Here is a 17796-nt window from a genome sequence, read left to right on the forward strand (position 1 = left end):
CCAGCGCGGCACCCACTACCACAATCAACACGGCGTCTCCTCATCTCGGCGCCGCCCCAGGACTCTTGGTACGTCCTTCACGACCGCGATCGACCGAAGCCAGACGAACCCGCTCCCGAACAGCACCCCCACAACCGCCAGCCCGACTTGGCCGACCGGAGTGTCGAACGGCTCCAGATACGGCCGGTTCAGGACTACGAGTCCAGCGGCCATCAACACCGTCACCGCAGTGATCACCCGTACCGACGTGCGTACGCTCGCCCGGCCAGCGTCGATCCGCTGCCGCATAGCGACCTGCTCGCGCACTGTCTCCGCCAACTCGCCCAGAAGCGAGGACAGATGCTTGGCCTGACGCTGAGCGGCCATCGTGAGCGCTGCGACGACCATGTCCGCCAGCGGGTCGTCGACGTCGTCAGCGAATCTGCGCAACGCGGCCACGAACGGCTGCCCAGCCCGGATGCGGCGCGCCAGTGTTTCGATCTCCGTCCGGAGCGCCAAGGGGGCGACGTCTGCAGTGGCCAGGACCGCCTGCTGCAAGCCAGCCGCGACAGACAGGGTGTCGCGCAGCATTTCCGCCCAGGTGGCGATGGCTTCCATCCGTTGCTGCCGTACCGCCCCTGCACGATCTGGAGCCAGCAGATCGGGCAACGCCAGGACGGCAACCACCGAGAGCACCCCCGCCACCGGCCATCCGGTGACGGCCACGGAGAGCAGCCCGGCAAGGAGCGCAGTCCCCAGCCTCTTGCCGCGCCATGTCTCGGGCAACCACCGTCCAAGGCGCGGCTTCGGGAAGGGAGGCGTACGCCGGGCCCCGTACATGATGGCCACCATCCCGACACCGATTCCCGTGCCGAGCAGGACCGACCAGAGCACCGTGGTGTTCATGCGCCCCTCGCCTTCCACCACTCGCGTTGCAGGAGCGCGACGTCGAGACCGGCAGTTTCGAGTTTTTCGAGAACGTCCTCGGCCAGTGGCGTGGCGGGCCTCGCCCTGCCGTCGGGACCGGGGGCATAGATCTCGTTGGACACGATCTGTCCGTCCTCGGCGTCGACGACTTGTCGTACGGAATCCACGACCCGCACGCCTTCGCGGTCCCAACCCAGGTGCACGACGAAGTGCACGGCCGAGGCCACGAGGAGGCTCGTGGCCTCGCGGGACAGCCGCTCGGGGGCTTGGGCCGCGTAGGCCGCGAGCTTGGTGAACACGCCGCGGGAGGTGGAGGCGTGAATCGTAGAGAGCGAGCCGTCGTTCCCCTGCGACATGGCATTGCACATCGGGATGACCTCGGGACCTCGGATCTCCCCGACGATCACCCGGTCAGGGCGCATTCTCAAGCCCCAACGGACCAGCTCCGCCTGGTCGATGGCACCCTCGCCCTCGATGTTGGCCTCTCTCGCCTGGAGGGCGACGACATCGGGGTGCGCGGTTCGGTCCGTGCCGAGGCCGAGCTCGTAGGTGTCCTCAATGGTCACCAGCCGTTCCTCCGGCGAGATTTCCCGGGCGAGTGCCATGACGAGGGTCGTCTTGCCGACGTTTGTACCGCCTCCGACGATGATGTTCTTCCGCGCCTTGACCAGCGCCGAGAGCAGGGCGGCCAGCGGCTCGTCGCAGACGCGACGTTTGACCAGCTCGTCCAGGGTGACGTTTCGGAAGCGATGACGGCGTACGGAGAGAGACACGCGTTCCGAGACGGCCATCAGAGCGAAGAGGCGCGACCCGTCGGGAAGTTGGAGATTCAGGCGCGGTACGCCTCTATCGAATCGCCGCTCCTCCTTGCCGGTGCGGGCGGCGAGGGTACGAACGATCTCGATGAGTTCCTCGTCCGAGGAGGCGATGGCCGGGCCGGGCCCCTTGGTGCCGTCCTCGTAGTAGATCCATACGGTGTCGAAACCGTTCACCGTGATGTTCTCGACCCGCCTGTCGGCGAGCAGCCGTTCCAGGACGCCAGCCCCGAACAGCGAGTCAAGGACGATCCGGCCGACCCGTTCCTCGGCGTCCGGGCGCAGCGCCGGGCGGCCTGCCTGCAGGGACTCGCGCACGTGCACCTGAAGCTGCTCACTGAGCAGTCGCTCTACGAGCGCCCGACGTTCTGCCGCCGGCTCTGGATCCAGCCCCGCCGATTCGCGGTCCTTGGCGTACGTGGACACCTGCGCCGAGATCCGCTGCCGGAGCAGCTCGGCGATCTCTCTCTCGTCTGCGCCGCTGCTCACCGGCTGCCTCCCGAGACCAGTTCGGCTACGGGATTGCGGCCGGCGCTCAGCCGGGCCAGCGAACCACCGAGACCAGGGCGCTCCGGGATTGCGACACCAGCGAGCTGGGCGGCGAGCCGTTCGGCAGCTGTCAGTAGTGGTCGGCGCGCGAAGCCGCGTGGGCGAAGCGGTTTGAGGCTGCGCCCGCAAAGGACGGCGGCGCTGCGCACATCCCAGGGCAGGAACACGATGCGTTCGACATCTAGAGTCGCGGCGATCTCTTCCCTTGGGTACGGGCAACCACCGACCACGGCGAGGGTCCAGGAACTGGCGAGTTCGTTGAGCTGCTCACGGCGGGTGAAGACATGGGCGAGGGCATCCGCGCCACCACGACTTACGACTACGAGTTCGTCGGCTGCGGCCACCAGGGGCACGGACTCGCCACTGAGTTGCCCGGTGTCGACGAGCACGGTGTCGCGGTAGTCCGGGTCGCCTCGCAGCACGGCGGCCCGGTATCCGGCGACCAGGCGCACGGCCTCGGTGCACTGGTCGGTGTCGGCGGGAGAGATGACGGTCCGGACGCCGCAGGGCAGTTCCTGAGCCGTGCTGGCAAGCGGTTCGGGCTGCGGAAGCCGTGCGGACGCCGCGAGGTCGAGGAGTCCAGGTGTGTACGAGTAGCTGAAACGCGCAGCCAAGTCTCCGCCCGCGGCATCGGCCTCGATGACGATGGGACGTACGCCGCGGTCCACACTGGCGGGCCAGACCGCAGCAGTAAGCAGGGTGCTGGAAGTGACCCCCGGCGAGCCTTTCACCGAGGCAAAAGCGACAAGCTTCCTCATGGCACCTGCCTCCCTTCCGCAGGGAGAACCACAAGCCGTGGATGCGGAAGCTTCACGGCGCGCTGCGCGGCCCCGGTCTCCACGATGAGCGTGACGACGCGAGGTGCCCCGGCGGACTCGGGCTTGCGAACTCCGCTCACGATGCCCATGACGCCATCCGTCCGCTTGTCAGCGTCCTCCTTCGCGTCGGTGGTGGTGTCGGGGCCGGTAGTGAGATAGGCGTGCTGGCCTTCTTGGAGACGGGGCGGCGCCGCTCCCGGATCCAGGGGCACGGCGACTTCGGCGCGTCCCTCACCGGGGTACACGCCATACGAGCCGATCACCCCCGGAGCAAGCAACGCCCCTTTGGCCAGAGGCATGCGCAGGACCCTCCCGGCCAAGTCGCGGGCCCTTGAAGCCGGTACGACGCCGCTGTCAGCGGCGACTTCGGCCGTCCGCAGATCACCGCGCTGCAGCACATGACCGGCTGGGAGATCGCGGACGACCACCAACACGGTGTCGCGGCGCCCGGCAGCCGAGGTGAGTACGGCCACAACCACCGCACACGCGGCGACGACCGCCGCCCCGCCGATGATCCAGCCAGGCTTGCGCCGTGGACTTCCGGTCGGGACGTTCTGCCGTCGCTCCGGCCCTCCCGGCGCCCATCTGCGCGACGCGGGCGGAGCCGAAGAAGACATGGAGGTACCCACATGTCACCCCTTGGAGTGTTGCGTTGCTCCCCGCCCGCGCCGCGAGCCGGGTCTTGTCGAATGCGCGAGTCCGCTAGCGGACCACCACTGCCTGCACTTCCGAAACGGTGACCTTCCGCTCGGACGTCGTCTGAAGCCCTGGCACAGCCCCCTGCTCTCCTTCGCCCTCCCAGGTCACATCCCAGACGAGTGTGGCCGTCAGGGTGTACGCATCTCCCGGGCTACCTGCCGAGGAACGCCGGTAGATGTGTCCGCAGTCAGGGGACATGGCGTCGGCGGCGTACTCGGTCGAGAACGCGGTACCACGCCCCTTGCACACCACCTGTCGTCCGTCACCCATGGACCAAACTGTGCGCTGGGGACGAGCGGTAGCCGTTACGGACACTCCCGTGACCTCGGCAGTCTCCGTAACGGGCTTCCAGGATGTCTGCGACAACCACATCCAGGTCGGGAAGTGCACTACTTGAGACTCGTCCTCGTCGGGACTCAGCCGGATGTCCGGCTGGGGCAGCTCCAGCTGCTCGACGGCATGTTGAGCCACTTCCTTCACCGACACCTGCGGCGGGTCTTCCCCTCCGTTTTCTCCGTCCCCTCGATCAGGTGGTTCGGCTTCCTCTCCGTCGAACCGCGGCATGATGCCCATACCGTCGCCCAAGCCGTACTCCCAGCCGGAGGAGGAGAGAGTCGGAGGCCCTGCGGCGACCGCTCCGCCTCCGCCTCCGCCGCCTGTGCCGTGGACGGCCCCCGGGGGTCCAGGAGGTATGCCGCCTGCTTGATGTTCGCCTCCACCGTTGGGACGCGTGCCGGGTTGCTGGCTGCTCGCCTGCAGGCCACAGCCCGAATCACCGCCGGAACAGGTGACGTTCGTCGAACTCTCCATGCCGTCGTCGGCCTGAGCTGCCGAAGCCCCACCGACGGTCAAGAAGACGATGGCAGTGCAGCACCCGAAGTGAGTCAGCCGCATGTCCCCACCTCGTGTACGTAGAACTTCTTGACCTGCCAGGCGCCCTTCCGTTCCACCGCAGTGGCGTCGATGCGGCGATGGCCACCAGGGCGCTGATTCTTCAGCGAGCCATCGGGCTTGTACTGCAACCAGTTCGTGGTGTCCGCGCAGTCTGTAATTTCGACTGTGCTGCCCTTGACGGTTGTCACTTCCGGCGAGAGGGACAACTTCCCTTTGGTGACGACGCTTTGCTTCTTGCCGCTTTCCATCATGTGGCGCAAGAGTTGGAGAGCTTCGCCGGCAGCGTGATCGTCGAGCCGGGGGTGCTTGGCGTCGGAGGTCCTGGCCGCGAAAACGGCGTCGTCCCACATCGCCCGGTAGGCCTTGACTGCGCCCGATTCCGGCACTGCGGGCGGTGAGGACGAGCTGGACGAATGGGTGCTGCGGGGTGCCTTGTCCGCCCCTGGGTCGGCATCATCAGCTGGCGAGCACGCGGAGAGACAGAGGAACCCTGCGCAAATCGCAGGGACAGCTCGAGCAAATGCGATCCTCATGATCCCCCGATCCCAACAGCCCCAGATCACGGACGAAGGGCGGAAGAACCCCTTCGGCCCGTCAAGTGACCTGGATACCCGCGGCTTCGTAGGTCCCAACCAGATAAACAGGAACAGTCCGTTCCTAATTTCCCGGTCAGCTGCAGACGGAACGTTTACCTCGAACAGCGCGAGAAGAGACACCATCACTCATTCGAGTGGCTACGCAGCGTGATCGGTCGCTGCGTGGTCATCTCGGCGCATCATCAACCACAGGCGCGGTGGGCTCCATGAACAGCCAGCAGGGGCAGGTGCGATGACCGGAGAAGAGTCTCGACGATGGAACCTCCGATCCCTGCTCACCCAGCAGCGTGCGCGGCTAACACCGCAGAGCGTGGGGCTGTGCGATCATCGCAGTCGGCCGCGCTCGGGCCTGAGCCAGCAGCTGGCCGCTCGCCTCATCGGCGTCACCCCGCGATACTACGGCCAGTTGGAGCGCGGACAGATCCGCACGCCGGACCGGAGCCTGCTTCGAGCGGTCGCCGACCAACTGCTCATCGAAGGCGCCGACCGCGACCTGTTCTTCCTTCTCGCGGCCCCAGGCTGCGCGGTGCCACCCAGCTGTGTGAAAGATCGCGAACCGACCATCGCCGAGTACGAGTTCCTGCAGAGGATGGAGCCGAACCCGACTGCCATCATGGACCGGGCGTGGAACGTGCTGGCGTACAACGCAGCCGTAGTCGAGTGGTTCGCGGATCCGAAGGCGCTGCCGCCCGGCCAACGCAACGCAGTCCTCTGGCTGTTCAGCGACGAGGCAGCTGACCGGATCCTCGGAGTCTCTGCGGAGCGGCGCTCTGCCGTTGCCCGCCTGCGCACCGCGTACAGCAACTGCCCCACAGACCCACTGCTCCAGAAGTTGGTCGCACAGCTGGAAGCCCACCCGACGGCTTCGGTCGACTGGCGCCAGCAAGCAGCCCGGGTCAGCCCTGTCGTCTACGTACGTCAGCTGAGGCACCCGAGGTTCGGCATCTGCTGCGTGCCGGCCATCACCGCGGCGCTGCCGGGCGGGCTCCAGATCTCGATTCACTTCGTCCCCGGTCAGCGCTCGTAAGGCGCTCTGGCGAACGCTGCCCAGGCGGTCTTGATGCCTCCGGCACTTCGGAATCCCCAGATCCCGCGGGTGAGGTGATCGACGATCCGAAGGCCGCGTCCGTGCTCGGTGAGCAACACGCACAGGGCGTCGAGACCACCTCCTCGGTCTGCCGGGTCCGGCTCGAAGGGAGCTGCTGCGGGATAGGCAGGCACGTGCGGGATAGCAGGGTCCCCGTCACGCACATGGCAGACGATCCCCTTCTCGCCGCACCGGACCCGCACCTCATAGGGACCGCAGGCATGCTCGGCCGCATTGGCCACGAGCTCGGAGACCGTGAGCACTGCGTCGTTGATCAAGTCACCAGGGAGGCCTTGCCGTACGAGGGCACGGCGTAGAGCAGTACGGGCTTCTGCTGCCGGGTTCGGGGTGCAGCTGGTCCACCGGTACACCAAGTAGTTACGGCGGTGGAATGGTGTGACGGTCATCGAGCCACACCTCCGCGCGCGGCGTGCCGCCCGTGGGTGACGCGACGGTGACGGCCTCTGCCCGGACGTGCACACACACGGGCCTCGGCGGCCAAGAGAGGGGCGCCGGTCAGGGCAACGGATGAGAGCAGGGCGAGGGTGAACAGGACGGTGGACACCATGGTGGCCTCCCGGCTTACCGCGATTGGGACGCGACCACGACACCGTGGGTCCGGGGAAGAGCGGAACCGTGCTCTCTGAAGTGCTTTTGCGATCTCGTGAGCTTGTGAAGTCTCATTGCCGCACCGAGGTTCTCCCAGACCGCAGCTCTGCGAGAATCAAGCGAATGAGAGCGAGGGGTGGGAGGGGCCGGGGTGAATGATCTGCGCGCGGCGCTCGTCGAGTGCGCGAGGAAGATCGACGATTACCGAGGGCGCAGAAAGATCAACGAGGACAACACCAAAGCGACCCTGGTCGAAGTGGTGCTCCGCGCCCTCGGTTGGGACACCAGCAACGCCGACGAAGTAGAACGCGAATATCGGCATGCCTCTCGGTCCAAACCGGCTGATTACGCACTGATCCTTGCTGATCGCCCGCAGCATCCCATCGCCGTCGTGGAGGCCAAGGCCTTGGGCACGAACGTCTCGGACTACGCGATCGTGAGCCAGGTCCTGAGCTATGCCACGGATACCGGTGCGCCTTGCGCCGTCATTACGAACGGCGACGAGTGGCGCATCTACAACGCCCACGCCGCAGTGGCGGGGCCGGACCGCTTCTACCGGGCTGTACGGATCAGTGATAGCGGCAACCGGCCCGGGGAGGAACTCCTCCGCGTGCTGTTGCTGCTGAGCAAGGACCAATTGCGTGCCGGGAATGTGCAGCGACTGTGGGAAGCGGCGACATACGACCAGCAAGTCAGCTCCGTACTGAGCAAATTGTTCGATCCGGCTGATCCGCTGAACAAAGGACTGCTCGACACACTCTCACCACTCCTCCCCACGCTGTCGCGACAAGCCCTTGAGCAGTCGGTTGCACGGATGCGAGCCACGTTTGAGTTCTCGCCAACGACGCCGATTCCAGCGAAGCCCGCGGCCCCGGCACCCGCCCGAGCAACTCGGGTGGCAGCGGCAGACGGGCAGACCTAGTCACCCATCGTGAAGATCACGGACACCGAACGTTCCCTCACCCTGGCGGACCTCATCAGCTCGGGACGTCTCAAGCCCGGCCCGCTGACCGCGAGCTATCTGAAGAAGCGCTACACGGCCGAGCTCCGTCAAGACGGATCGATCCAGTTCAACGGCGCCACCTACACGAGCGCATCCGGTGCCGCAGTTGCGGTGAAGCATCTGGCAAGAGGGACATCGCCCCAGCAGGTGAAGATCACGGATCGAGGGTGGGGCTTCTGGCACGCTCGCGACCACGTGGATCAGGACGACGTCACCCTGCTGAAGATCCGCCACCGGCACGCATGCCAACTGGACGCCAGCAAGAAGTAGAGCTCAAGTCTGCGCCAGCTCGACGTTGACGAGGAACTGGGCGATACCGCTTCGGGGTGAGTAGCTATGCCCAATGGAATCGTCACCGGCGCGCGGCCCTGGAGCCGGACGACGAAGGCGTCCGGCATATCGTCGCGCAGCTCAATTCCGTCGAGCCACGGCAGAGTCAATGATGTTGCCGGACCTGGACTCGACAGCTGACTGCCGCCGCTGTCGCAATCAGCACGGGAATGAGGATCAACGCCGTGCCGCTTCCTTCTGTATCGGCGAGATAGGCGAAGACAGCTGCCCCTGCCGCGCCGCCGACCATGTCGAGGGTGCTCAGCCAGGACATGGTTTCGGTGACATATCCGACCGGGGCCAGATCGCCGCCTGTGGTACGCAGGGTGGCGAAGAGTGCCCCGATGACCAGCCCGGCAACGGGGCAGACCGCGAGCACCACGAGCGGCGAGAACTGTGTGGCCGCAGCCAGTGCGGCTGAGCCAACCGTGAACAGCCCTAGCAGTACGGGGAGTTCGAGCCTGCGGGGCAGGCGCTGAGTGGCCGCTCCCAGAGCAAAGCTCCCCAAAACGCTGCCGACAGCCAGGAGGCCCAAGTACAGGCCGGTCAGCTCCATCGCGTGCACCTGCCGAGCATGCATCGGCAGCACCACGTCCACGGCCGTCACGGCCATGACGAAGAGAGCGTTGACGGTCAGCAGGCGCCGCAACGGCGGTGACGCCAGCGGCCCCAGCCAGTGCCCGGGCGGTGCCGAACGCACGGGCACAGAGCATGAAGTGGCCACCAGACCGACGCTGAGGACCGTCATCGCCGTGATAGCCGCATACGGCACAAGAGGCGAGAGCCTCAGACTGAGCCAGCTGGCAAGCACCGGTCCGACGATCAGCGCGGCGCCCATCATGGAGGCATCGAGCGCCATGGCCGTGCTCAGCGTCGTGCCGTCCGTGGCGCTGTGCCAGATGGAACGCATCATGACCGCGACAGGTGGAGCACTCCCACCGACGGCTGCGGCCAGTGCGTAGACCACCGTGGCAGCACCGCCACTTCGTACCGTCGCCATCAGGGCGATGGTGACGGTGAGGTGGAGGACGAGACAGCTCAGCAGGACTGAGCGGACTGGATAGCGGTCGATGAACCGGCCCCGCAACGGGGCGGTCAGGCCCTGGCCGAGAATGGAGCAGCTCACCGCCAGCCCGGCGGTTCCATACGAATACGAGCTGCTGACCAGGAGTAACAGACTTAAGCTGGTCATGCTCGCGGCCAGCTTGGACACCATGCCAACGGTGGCCATGAGCCAGAATCGGGGCACCCGCGTCAATGTGTGGTAGTCGGCAAGAAATCTCGACGCGTCCCGGCGGCCCGGGGCTGCGGTGGCGGACACGATACGCGATCGGCTCACCGCCGCGGATCCCGTGTGCGCAGTGCCGCGGTGGACCAAGTCAGTACGGGGCCCAGACTTCCGGGCGCCGGCCAGCCGTTGATAACGGCCAGCAGAGATAGGTACTGGTCTCGGCGCGGGTCGTTCATCTGCTCCAGATGTTCAGCAATGTGTCGGTAGTGGTCACGGGGATCGTGCAAGGCCGGGTAGCCGCGGATGCGCGCATAGTGGGCAACGAGTGCGGCAACGATCGGCTCCGCTTCAGCCGAGTCCGGTTCGACACCCGCGTTGAGGGCCGGCGTCGCCTGGACCCGGACGGCTTCGGCAAGGGTCCGGGGCAGGCCTGCGGTGTCGTCCGAGGACCTGTCGACCGCGAGGTCCTGGGCCATGCCGTGCAACGTGGTGCGGAAATCGCGGTCCTGGAACAGCTCGGCCAGCTCCACCCACGCCTCGATCTGCTCGGGGTCGGGATCGTCGGGCAGCTCCGGCGTCAGCGAGCGGGTGACTGCCGCAAACGCGGGGTGATCGCACAGACCGGAGAACACAGAATCGAGGAAGTCGTCGATCAGACACTGCCGTTCGGCTTCGGACAGACAGGCCAACTTGTGCATCAGCTCTATTTCCTGGGGAGTGGAGCCGCGCGTCGCCGCGGACTTCAGCACAGCGCGGCGCTGTCGCAGGACGCGGATCTGCACGTCCAGTGCCTCGGCATGCGCCGCCGCGACGGCCGCCAGCGAGGCTTCCCGGTCCACGACCCTGCGGATCGTAGTCAGGTCGATTCCCAACTCACGCAGGGTGCGCACGAATTGAAGCCGGGCAACAGCATCGGAGTCGTACTGGCGATATCCGGACGGGGTGCGGTCGGTCGGTGGCACGATCCCGTTGTCGGCGTAGAACCGGATGGCCTTCACCGTCAAACCCGTTCGCCGGGCCAGATCGCCGATCGAATAGAGCGTCTCGTCGTTCATGCCCTCACCCTCGCGTCTCCCCCTACGGGAGACTCAAGCTCCCCTGGGCACCAGGTTGGCCTGGCCGAGAAGACCTGCAGGCGGGTTCTGATGGGCATTGGGCAGTTGTCCGGACACGGCGCCCAAATGACGGGGTCCGAAGTTTGGCTCGCGACGCCTCGGCCATGTGGTCAGCCGATGGACTTGATGACGGCGTTACCGGCCGCGGCGGCGCGGGCGTAGAAGTTGCGCAGGACATCGAAATCCCGGGCGAGCGCGCCGCTTTGGACCATGTTGCCGGTCGCGGAATCCGCTTCCGGTGGGGCTGCCAGACCAAAGGAGTACGGGCCTTCACTTGCGAGGAACTCGTAGCGTTCGGCAATGAGAGCGTCCCGGTCCAGGGAGCTCAGGAAGCTGTTTACTGCACGCACTTCGGCGGGATCGAGCAAGAGCAGGTCATCCCAGCCCGGCCTTGAGGCCTCGCCGGTCGGGGTGATGACGAGTCCGCCCCAGATGACGTCCCGGGCCGGAGGCTCTCCCACCGGCTGGTCCTCGTCGAGCCTGTCGCCGTCCAGGCCGTAGTCGGAGCAGCCGGTGAACAGCAGGTGCAGTGCGTCCCAGGTGCGGGTCGTGTTGGCCTCTTCCAGGGTGCGGAGCCGGACGGGGCCCGTGGGTTCGGGATGCGTGTCCTCGCCGTGGTGGTCGTAGAGCAGCGCTCGGCCGGCCTCGGGTCCGTCCGGGTGGTCCAGAAGGGTATGGACTTCGGTGGGGTCGTGGCGGGTGAGGAAGAGCCAGAAGCCCATGCCGTCGCCTCTCAGGCCTTCTTGAGGTGCTGGGTCAGCTCCCGTAGGCGAGGCCAGGCCTGCTTGTCCGAGCCGTCTCCGAGGGCGTAGTGCACGACTGGACGGGCCGCGGGCCCGAGTTGGCGTGGCGTGAGCTCCATGGGTGGCCGAAGGGCGTGGTTCATGCCGATGTTCTGGACGGCGTCGGCGCCGAGGGTGAAGGAGACGGGCATGGGGGCGGGTTCGGCGTGTGGGGGGACCGACAGGTCGTGGCGTGCCGGGCGCAGGGAGGTGAGCATGGAGGCCAGTCCGTGGTCCGCGGAGAGCGTCACTGCAAGGGAGTCGAGTGTCTCCAGCGGCGGGGCTTCTCCTGCGGCGTATCCGAGAGTCATGGTGATGTGCTCCTCCACTCCGGCCGTGGTGCGGCTGACGCGAAGGTTGGCCACGGCAGGGCGATCGGGGGCTCCGACGACCGTCAGCAGTGTGGGCTGCGGGGCGCGACTGCGGGCCAGGTCCGTCAACTGGCGTTTTGACCACGGCAGGTTCACGGGTTCGGCCGTGCTCCAGCCGCCCGGCGCCGCTCCCGTCAATGCCTGCCACGCCGCTTCCAAGGCTCCGCCGAGGACGAGGTCTTCGCCGGCCTCGTGGACCGTGCCCAGGGTGAGGACGAGTTGGCGTTCCCCGGTGTCGGTGAACGCGGTGAAGGGTTGCGCGACGGGTGTCTTGCCGTCGTTGTTGCGTACGGGGGTGAAGGATCCGTCCTGCCAGTGCAGTACGGCGCCGCTGAACCCGTCGTAGTAGCCGTGGACGTCGTTTGGGACGACCCAGCTCCCTTGCTGCGCGCTCAGTGCCGTGCGGGCGGCGATGGTGAGGTGGGTGTGCGGCGGGGTGACGATCTGCAGGGCTCGTTCTTCCTGTATGGCGGTGCGCAGGAGGTTCGAGAGCCATGCCGACAGTGCGAGGACGGGGCGGTCGGTCAGGACGACGGTGGCCTTGTCCGTGTGCATGTCCGCCGTCGGCAAGGTGTCGTCCTGGCTAGGCAGGGCCGCGCTTTCTGAGCTGAGGGGGACGACTTCGGTCGAGTTCGCGTACGCCGGCCAGGTAGTGCCGCCGAGGATGGTGGTGAGTCGGCCCGCGAAAGTGGCGGCCAGGCGTTCGGCTTCGGGGGCGGCGCTGGAGGCGTGCAGTTCCGTCCACCACAACGGCCCCTCGGGCACGGTGATTTCGGACCCCAGTAGGCGTGCGGCCTCGCCAGGGACTTGGAGGAGCAATGGCGCCTCGACGGAGACAAGGGGGTGTCCCTGCGGGGTGCAGAGCTGGATGACCGCGCCGTCGGCCACCGCCTGGATGCCCAGGTCGGGGCCGCCGGCATACAGGCCCGCCAGGATCGATGCCGGGTCGGGCATCTTCTCGGTGAGGGCGATGACGTCCTTGGTCACGGTCGTGCTGCCTCGTCGTTCGCTGCGGTCTCGGTCAGAGGGGTCAGAGCGGTCTGGATGAGCTGGTGTGCGCGGCCGCGCCGGACGAGGGTGCCCCGGCCGGGCGGTTGCGTGCTCGCGTACAGGCCCGGGAAGAGCTGGCCCTCGGTGCGCTCGCCGGTCATGACCAGAGCGCTGGTGCCGGATTCGCGCAGCGTGGTCAGCAAGGGTTCGTACATGGCCCGGGACAGGCCTGCGACCCGGCGGGCGAGGACGAAGTGCAGGCCGATGTCCTGCGCGGAGGAGATGTAGGGGAGGAAGGGTTCCAGGGGCTGCTGGCCTGCGGTGGTGAGGATGTCGTAGTCGTCGATGAGGATGACGATGCGCGGCCCGCGGAAGGTGACGAGGTTGGTGAGGGTGTCGTGGTTGACGCTCTCGTCCGGCATGCGCTTGTCGAGTTCCTTCGCGATGCCGGTGGCCAGGGCGTTGGCCAGTTTGGTGTTGTAGGCGTAGCCGCCGCGGTAGGGCTCGGGGACGAGGCCGCGCAGGCCGCGCCGCGGGTCGAAGACGCCGAAGACCAACTCCTCGTCCGTGTAGCGGGCGGTGAGCTGCTCGACGATCAGCTTGAGCAGATTGGTCTTGCCGCATTCACTGTCGCCGAGGACCAGTAGGTGCTGGTCGGAGCCGAACAGATCCAGGTTCACCGGGGCGAGGGCGTCCTGGTCGACGCCGACCGGGGTCCGGTGGGGTTCGGCGGTGACGCTGGGCAGTTTAGCCGCCGACAGTTGCGTGGGCAGGACGCGGACAGGGGCCGCGAGGTCGCCGTGCCAGGTGGCGCGCAGCGTGCGAGCCGCCTCCTCCAAGGCGGGGCCCAGGTCCCCCGCGGAAGTGGCCGTGTCGATGCGGGGCAGTGCGGTCTGGGCGAACAGCTTGTCGTCGGTCAGGACGCGGCCGGGCTGGTCGGGGCTGAGGGTTTCGGACAGCTTGCGGTCGATGCTGGAGTCCGATGGGTCGTTGAGGCGCAGTTCGAGGCGGGTGCCGAACATCGACTGGGTGGCGATGCGGATGTCGTTCCAGCGCAGCACGCCCGCGACGACATGGATGCCGTATCCGCCGCCGCGCTTGAGGAGGTCGGCGACGGCGTCTTCGAGCTCGGTGAACTCGTCGCGCAGCGCCCCGAATCCGTCGATCAGCAGGACGATGTCCGTGGACGGCAGCTGTGGCAGCTGTCCTTGTGCGCGCAGGGAGCGGAGCTGGTCGATGGAGTCGATGCCGTGCCGGCGGAAGAGCTCCTCGCGCTCGTCGAGCATGGTGCGCACTTCGGCGACGGTACGCGCGGCGCGTTCACGGTCCGCGCGGCCTGCGATGCCGCCGACGTGCGGCAGCTTCGCCAGCGCGCTGAGTCCGCCGCCGGCCAAGTCGAGGCCGTAGAGCGCGAGTTCGGGCGGGGTGTGGCTCAGCGCGAGGGACAAGGCGAGGGTGCGCAGTAGGGTGGTCTTGCCGGACTGTGGTCCGCCGATGACCGCGGCGTGCCCGCCGGCGGCCGTGAGGTCCAGGACCCATCGGCCCTGCCACTGCTTGGCCGGATCGTCGAGGACGCCGAGCGGGGCCTGCAAGTAGCCCGGCCGGTGGTCGAGTTGCATGCCGCGCTCGCCGACCTGCAGGGGGCCTGCGGCCGCGTCCAGGCTGATCGCGTCGGGCAGGGGTGGCAGCCAGATGCGGCGCACCGGGTCGGCCGCGGCGGCCAGTTGGTCGACCATCACCGACATCACGCTCGGGCCGGCCTCGCGCTTGGGCATGGCCGGTTCGGCGGCCCCTGCCTCGGCCCCGTCGGCGCGCAGGGAGCTGAAGGTGGAGTAGGCCCAGGCGAGCGGCTCGTCGTCTTCCACTCCCCGCAGGGCGGGCCCCGTGTAGGGGCCGGAGACGAATCCGGCCTTGAAACGCTCGTACGTCGAGGTGTCGACCTTGAGGAAACCGAACCCCGGCAGCGGCGGCAGGTTGAAGGCGTCGACGGTGTCCAGGACAGTGCGTGACTCGTCAGCGGAGAACGTACGCAGACCGAGCCGGTAGGAGAGATAGGTCTCCAGGCCCTTGAGCTTGCCGGCCTCGATGCGCTGGCTGGACAGCAGCAGGTGTACGCCGATCGATCGCCCGATGCGTCCGATGGACAGGAACAGGTCGATGAAGTCCGGCTTGGCGGTGAGCAGTTCACCGAACTCGTCGATGACCACGAAGAGGTGCGGCAGCGGCTCCAGGCCAAGGTCGGGACGCTGTTCACGCAGCGCGGCATAGTGGCTGATGTCGGCGACGTTGCCCGCGTCCTTCAGTACCTGCTGACGGTGCTTGACCTCTCCCGAGAGGCTGGTGTGCACGCGCTCGACGAGGCCGGCCTGGTTTTCCAGGTTGGTGATGACGCCCGCGACGTGCGGCAGGTCGGTGAACGGCGCGAAGGTGGCGCCACCCTTGTAGTCGACCAGGACCAGCGCCAGATCGTCCGGGGCGTGTGTGGCGACCAGAGCGAGGACCAGCGTACGAAGAAGCTCCGACTTGCCGGATCCGGTGGCGCCCACACACAGCCCGTGTGGACCCATGCCCAGCTCGGAGGACTCCTTGAGGTCCAGGAGTACGGGCCTGTGGCGGTCGTCGACGCCGATGGGAACGCGCAGGAAGTCGCGTTCGCTCCGAGTGGCCCACAGGCGGGCCAGGTCCAGGGCGGCCGGATCGTCGATGTGCAGCAGCCCTGGGAAGTCCACAGAACCGGAGACAGGCGTGCCTTCGGCGACCGACTCGGCGGACAGCCGTAGCGGCGCCAGCATGCGAGCGAGCCCTTCCGCGCCCGGCGTGCTCACCGCATCCGCGATGCCGTGCGACAGGGGCGCGTCGGGTATGCGTAGATCCTCGACCGTGACCTTCTCGCCCTCGACGGTGATACGGACCGATACCTGGTCGGGTTCGTGCACCTGCTGCTCAAGCAGGTGCAGCACCGTGACGCCCATATCGGCCAGGCCCACCGCCACATCGGGCCGGGGAAGCTCGACGGCCGTGCCGCCGTACTCATCACTGACGACGACGAGCCGGTCGGTGAGCTTCAGTGCATGGCGGTCGGACAGCCCGCGCCGTACCTCTGCGGCGTATGAGGCACGTCGCCGCAGATCAGGACGCAGCAGCTCGGACAGCTGCTCCGGACTCGGTGCGATCCGGCGCGCGGAGACGGGGCCGTCGTGCTGGTCCGGGTCCAGGACGTGTGGCAGCCACTTGGCCCACTCCCAGTCCGCGACCCGGTCATCGGGTGTGGACAGTGCGAGGGTGGCGTCGGCCGGAGCGTGCAGGACGGTGGTCTGAATCAGCAGGGCCCGGGCGACGCGCAGCACGCCTTCGCGGTCGCCGACGATGCTGATGTTGCCGGCCCTGTCCAACGGAACCGTCAGCGGGAACTCGCTGGTCTGCGAGTAGCGGGCGAGGAGCGCGCGGGCCTCATTGAGCATGAACGGATCGGGCGGTGTCAGCACTGTGCCGGTGTGCTGGCCGATCTCGATGGACTGCACCGGAACGTCGCCGGTGCCGATCCGCACCCGCAGAAAGTCCGGGTCCAGGCGGCGCCGCTCCCACACGCGCGCCGGATCGCGCACGATGTCGTACAACGCCTCAGGCGCCGGATTGAGCAGTCGCGCCCGCTCGCGCCGCTCCTGCTCCGCGGCACTCAACTCGGCGCGGGTCTCCTCCAAATACTCCAGATACCGCTCGCGCTGGGCCCGCCGAGTGCGCTGGGCCTTGCCACGCTGCGAGACGAACAGCGCCACGGCACCGAGCAGCGCGAAGACCAGCACAATGGCCCCGATCGCGGCGAACTGGCTGTTGCGGATCACGGTCATCATCACGACCGAACCCATCACGCCCGCGAGCGGCAGCAGCGAAGTGGCGGCATTGCCGATCTTGCCTTCGGGCAGGTTCGGCGGCGGCTCGATCGTGCGCGTTTCGGCGACGGCCAGGGGGCGGGTGCTGCGGGCGGGCCGGTGGATGAGTTGCTGTGTCACGGCACCCTCACCGCGAGTTGCAGGGCCTCGGCGGCCAGGCGCGCGGCCGCCTGCCGGGTGGTCTGTCCGAGCATCGTGTTGTGGATGGGCCCTCCGGCGCCCAGATGACGGTCGTAGTCGATCGTGACGACGCTGACGCCCGTTTCGCGCAGGTGCGCTGCGGCTGCCTTCGCGTCGAGCGTTGTGTGCGGAGAACTCGCCGTCAGCGCCACCACCGTGCTGGCCAGCGCCGAATGCGGCAGCCCGGACAGCCAGTCCAGGACGGCACGGGTTCCGTTGACGCCCTCCGCCGTCATCGGGGCGACCACGACGCGGGCGTGTGCGGTGTCCATGGCCGTGCGCGCTACTGCACCGGGCAGCGACTCGCAGTCCACCACCGTCACACCGAAGTAGCGGCGCAGGGCGAGCGTCACGGTCCGGTATGTCTCGATGTCGAGCGGCGCACCCACACGGCCCTGGCTGGCGGGCAGCAGCCAGCCGCCGTCCGCCACCGGCACCAAGTAGCCGGTCACGTCGGTCAACAGCATCGACGGCTGCAGAATGTGTGCGAGGTCCGCGCACGACCAGCGAACCGTTTCCGCACCGAGGCGCACCGGCAGCGTGCCCAGAGCCGCATCGGCCTCAAGGGCGAGAACGGGATCGTGGCGGTAGTGGTTGTACGTACGAGCCATCAGCGCCGAGACCGTCGTCTTGCCGACACCGCCCCTGATCGACGTCACGGCGATCACTCGACCCGTGGTCACCGGCTGCTGCAACTCCCGTGCGATCCCGGTCTCCTCCGCCACTTCCTGAGAGGCCGAGGCTGTGAGCTTACGCAGGGAACGTCCCGTACGCCTGGCCGCCGAATCGCCGCGCAGGGGCCGACCGACGGCTCCGGCGAGACGGGGGTCGACCGTCGGCACGGACTCCGGGGTGGAGGCGGGCACGCGAGGGCCGCGGGAGGCGCGAGGGGCCGGGCGTTGGGATTGTGGACGCGGGGCGGGAGCAACGT

At 67.7% G+C, this 17796-nt stretch carries 16 protein-coding genes; 3 read left to right on the plus strand and 13 right to left on the minus strand.

Translation table 11 applies throughout. The features are described from left to right. Window positions 1-24 precede the first annotated feature (24 nt). The 6 genes from ACFQVC_RS21575 to ACFQVC_RS21600 all read right to left on the minus strand — a co-directional run bounded on the left by ACFQVC_RS21575 (window position 25) and on the right by ACFQVC_RS21600 (window position 5031). Entirely contained in the window at window positions 25-885 is an 861-nt protein-coding gene (locus ACFQVC_RS21575; protein ID WP_381832564.1) for a type II secretion system F family protein, read from the minus strand. Then, a complete protein-coding gene (locus tag ACFQVC_RS21580) occupies window positions 882-2210 on the minus strand; it encodes a CpaF family protein (RefSeq protein ID WP_381832567.1) in 1329 nt (442 codons plus the stop codon). The genes ACFQVC_RS21575 and ACFQVC_RS21580 overlap by 4 nt, the downstream gene beginning before the upstream one ends. After that, window positions 2207-3028, minus strand: coding sequence for a hypothetical protein (locus ACFQVC_RS21585; protein WP_381832570.1), 822 nt, complete (start codon window positions 3026-3028; stop codon window positions 2207-2209). Before ACFQVC_RS21585 ends, ACFQVC_RS21580 begins: the two co-directional genes overlap by 4 nt. Continuing rightward, window positions 3025-3705, minus strand: a complete 681-nt coding sequence (locus tag ACFQVC_RS21590; protein WP_381832573.1) for an SAF domain-containing protein — start codon at window positions 3703-3705, stop codon at window positions 3025-3027. Before ACFQVC_RS21590 ends, ACFQVC_RS21585 begins: the two co-directional genes overlap by 4 nt. A gap of 85 nt (window positions 3706-3790) precedes the next feature. After that, window positions 3791-4372 carry a hypothetical protein gene (locus ACFQVC_RS21595; RefSeq protein WP_381832576.1) on the minus strand — a complete coding sequence of 194 codons (582 nt, stop codon included), beginning with the start codon at window positions 4370-4372 and terminating at the stop codon, window positions 3791-3793. 299 nt (window positions 4373-4671) lie between these two features. Further along, on the minus strand, window positions 4672-5031 hold the full coding sequence (locus ACFQVC_RS21600) for a hypothetical protein (RefSeq protein ID WP_381832579.1): 360 nt from the start codon (window positions 5029-5031) through the stop codon (window positions 4672-4674). Between the two features lie 478 nt (window positions 5032-5509). Here ACFQVC_RS21600 and ACFQVC_RS21605 point away from each other — a divergent pair, with 478 nt between their 5' ends. Continuing rightward, complete coding sequence (locus tag ACFQVC_RS21605) at window positions 5510-6304, plus strand: helix-turn-helix domain-containing protein (RefSeq protein ID WP_381832582.1); 795 nt, start codon at window positions 5510-5512, stop codon at window positions 6302-6304. Here the strand turns inward: ACFQVC_RS21605 and ACFQVC_RS21610 are convergent. Continuing rightward, entirely contained in the window at window positions 6292-6771 is a 480-nt protein-coding gene (locus ACFQVC_RS21610) for an ATP-binding protein (RefSeq protein ID WP_381832585.1), read from the minus strand. The genes ACFQVC_RS21605 and ACFQVC_RS21610 overlap by 13 nt on opposite strands. 353 nt (window positions 6772-7124) lie before the next feature. On the opposite strand from ACFQVC_RS21610, the gene ACFQVC_RS21615 reads away from it, so the two are divergent. Further along, a complete protein-coding gene (locus ACFQVC_RS21615) occupies window positions 7125-7895 on the plus strand; it encodes a hypothetical protein (protein ID WP_381832588.1) in 771 nt (256 codons plus the stop codon). Window positions 7896-7904: 9 nt separating this feature from the next. Next, window positions 7905-8246 (plus strand): restriction system modified-DNA reader domain-containing protein, encoded by a 342-nt coding sequence (locus ACFQVC_RS21620; RefSeq protein ID WP_381832591.1) that lies wholly within the window; start codon window positions 7905-7907, stop codon window positions 8244-8246. 166 nt (window positions 8247-8412) lie between these two features. Here ACFQVC_RS21620 and ACFQVC_RS21625 read toward each other — a convergent pair whose 3' ends face one another. The 6 genes from ACFQVC_RS21625 to ACFQVC_RS21650 form a co-directional block, all read right to left on the minus strand. Further along, complete coding sequence (locus ACFQVC_RS21625) at window positions 8413-9627, minus strand: MFS transporter (protein ID WP_381832594.1); 1215 nt, start codon at window positions 9625-9627, stop codon at window positions 8413-8415. 14 nt (window positions 9628-9641) lie between these two features. After that, window positions 9642-10592, minus strand: coding sequence for a MerR family transcriptional regulator (locus ACFQVC_RS21630; RefSeq protein WP_381832597.1), 951 nt, complete (start codon window positions 10590-10592; stop codon window positions 9642-9644). Window positions 10593-10762: 170 nt separating this feature from the next. Then, a complete protein-coding gene (locus ACFQVC_RS21635) occupies window positions 10763-11374 on the minus strand; it encodes a DUF1877 family protein (RefSeq protein WP_381832600.1) in 612 nt (203 codons plus the stop codon). Between the two features lie 11 nt (window positions 11375-11385). Then, window positions 11386-12792, minus strand: coding sequence for a DUF6177 family protein (locus tag ACFQVC_RS21640; protein WP_381832603.1), 1407 nt, complete (start codon window positions 12790-12792; stop codon window positions 11386-11388). Continuing rightward, window positions 12789-16805, minus strand: a complete 4017-nt coding sequence (gene eccCa / locus ACFQVC_RS21645; RefSeq protein ID WP_381832606.1) for a type VII secretion protein EccCa — start codon at window positions 16803-16805, stop codon at window positions 12789-12791. Before eccCa ends, ACFQVC_RS21640 begins: the two co-directional genes overlap by 4 nt. Further along, on the minus strand, window positions 16802-17548 hold the full coding sequence (locus tag ACFQVC_RS21650; RefSeq protein WP_381832608.1) for a CpaE/TadZ family protein: 747 nt from the start codon (window positions 17546-17548) through the stop codon (window positions 16802-16804). Before ACFQVC_RS21650 ends, eccCa begins: the two co-directional genes overlap by 4 nt. Window positions 17549-17796 lie beyond the last annotated feature (248 nt).

Origin of the sequence: Streptomyces monticola (assembly GCF_042665355.1) — a bacterium.
GTDB classification, from domain to species: domain Bacteria; phylum Actinomycetota; class Actinomycetes; order Streptomycetales; family Streptomycetaceae; genus Streptomyces; species Streptomyces monticola.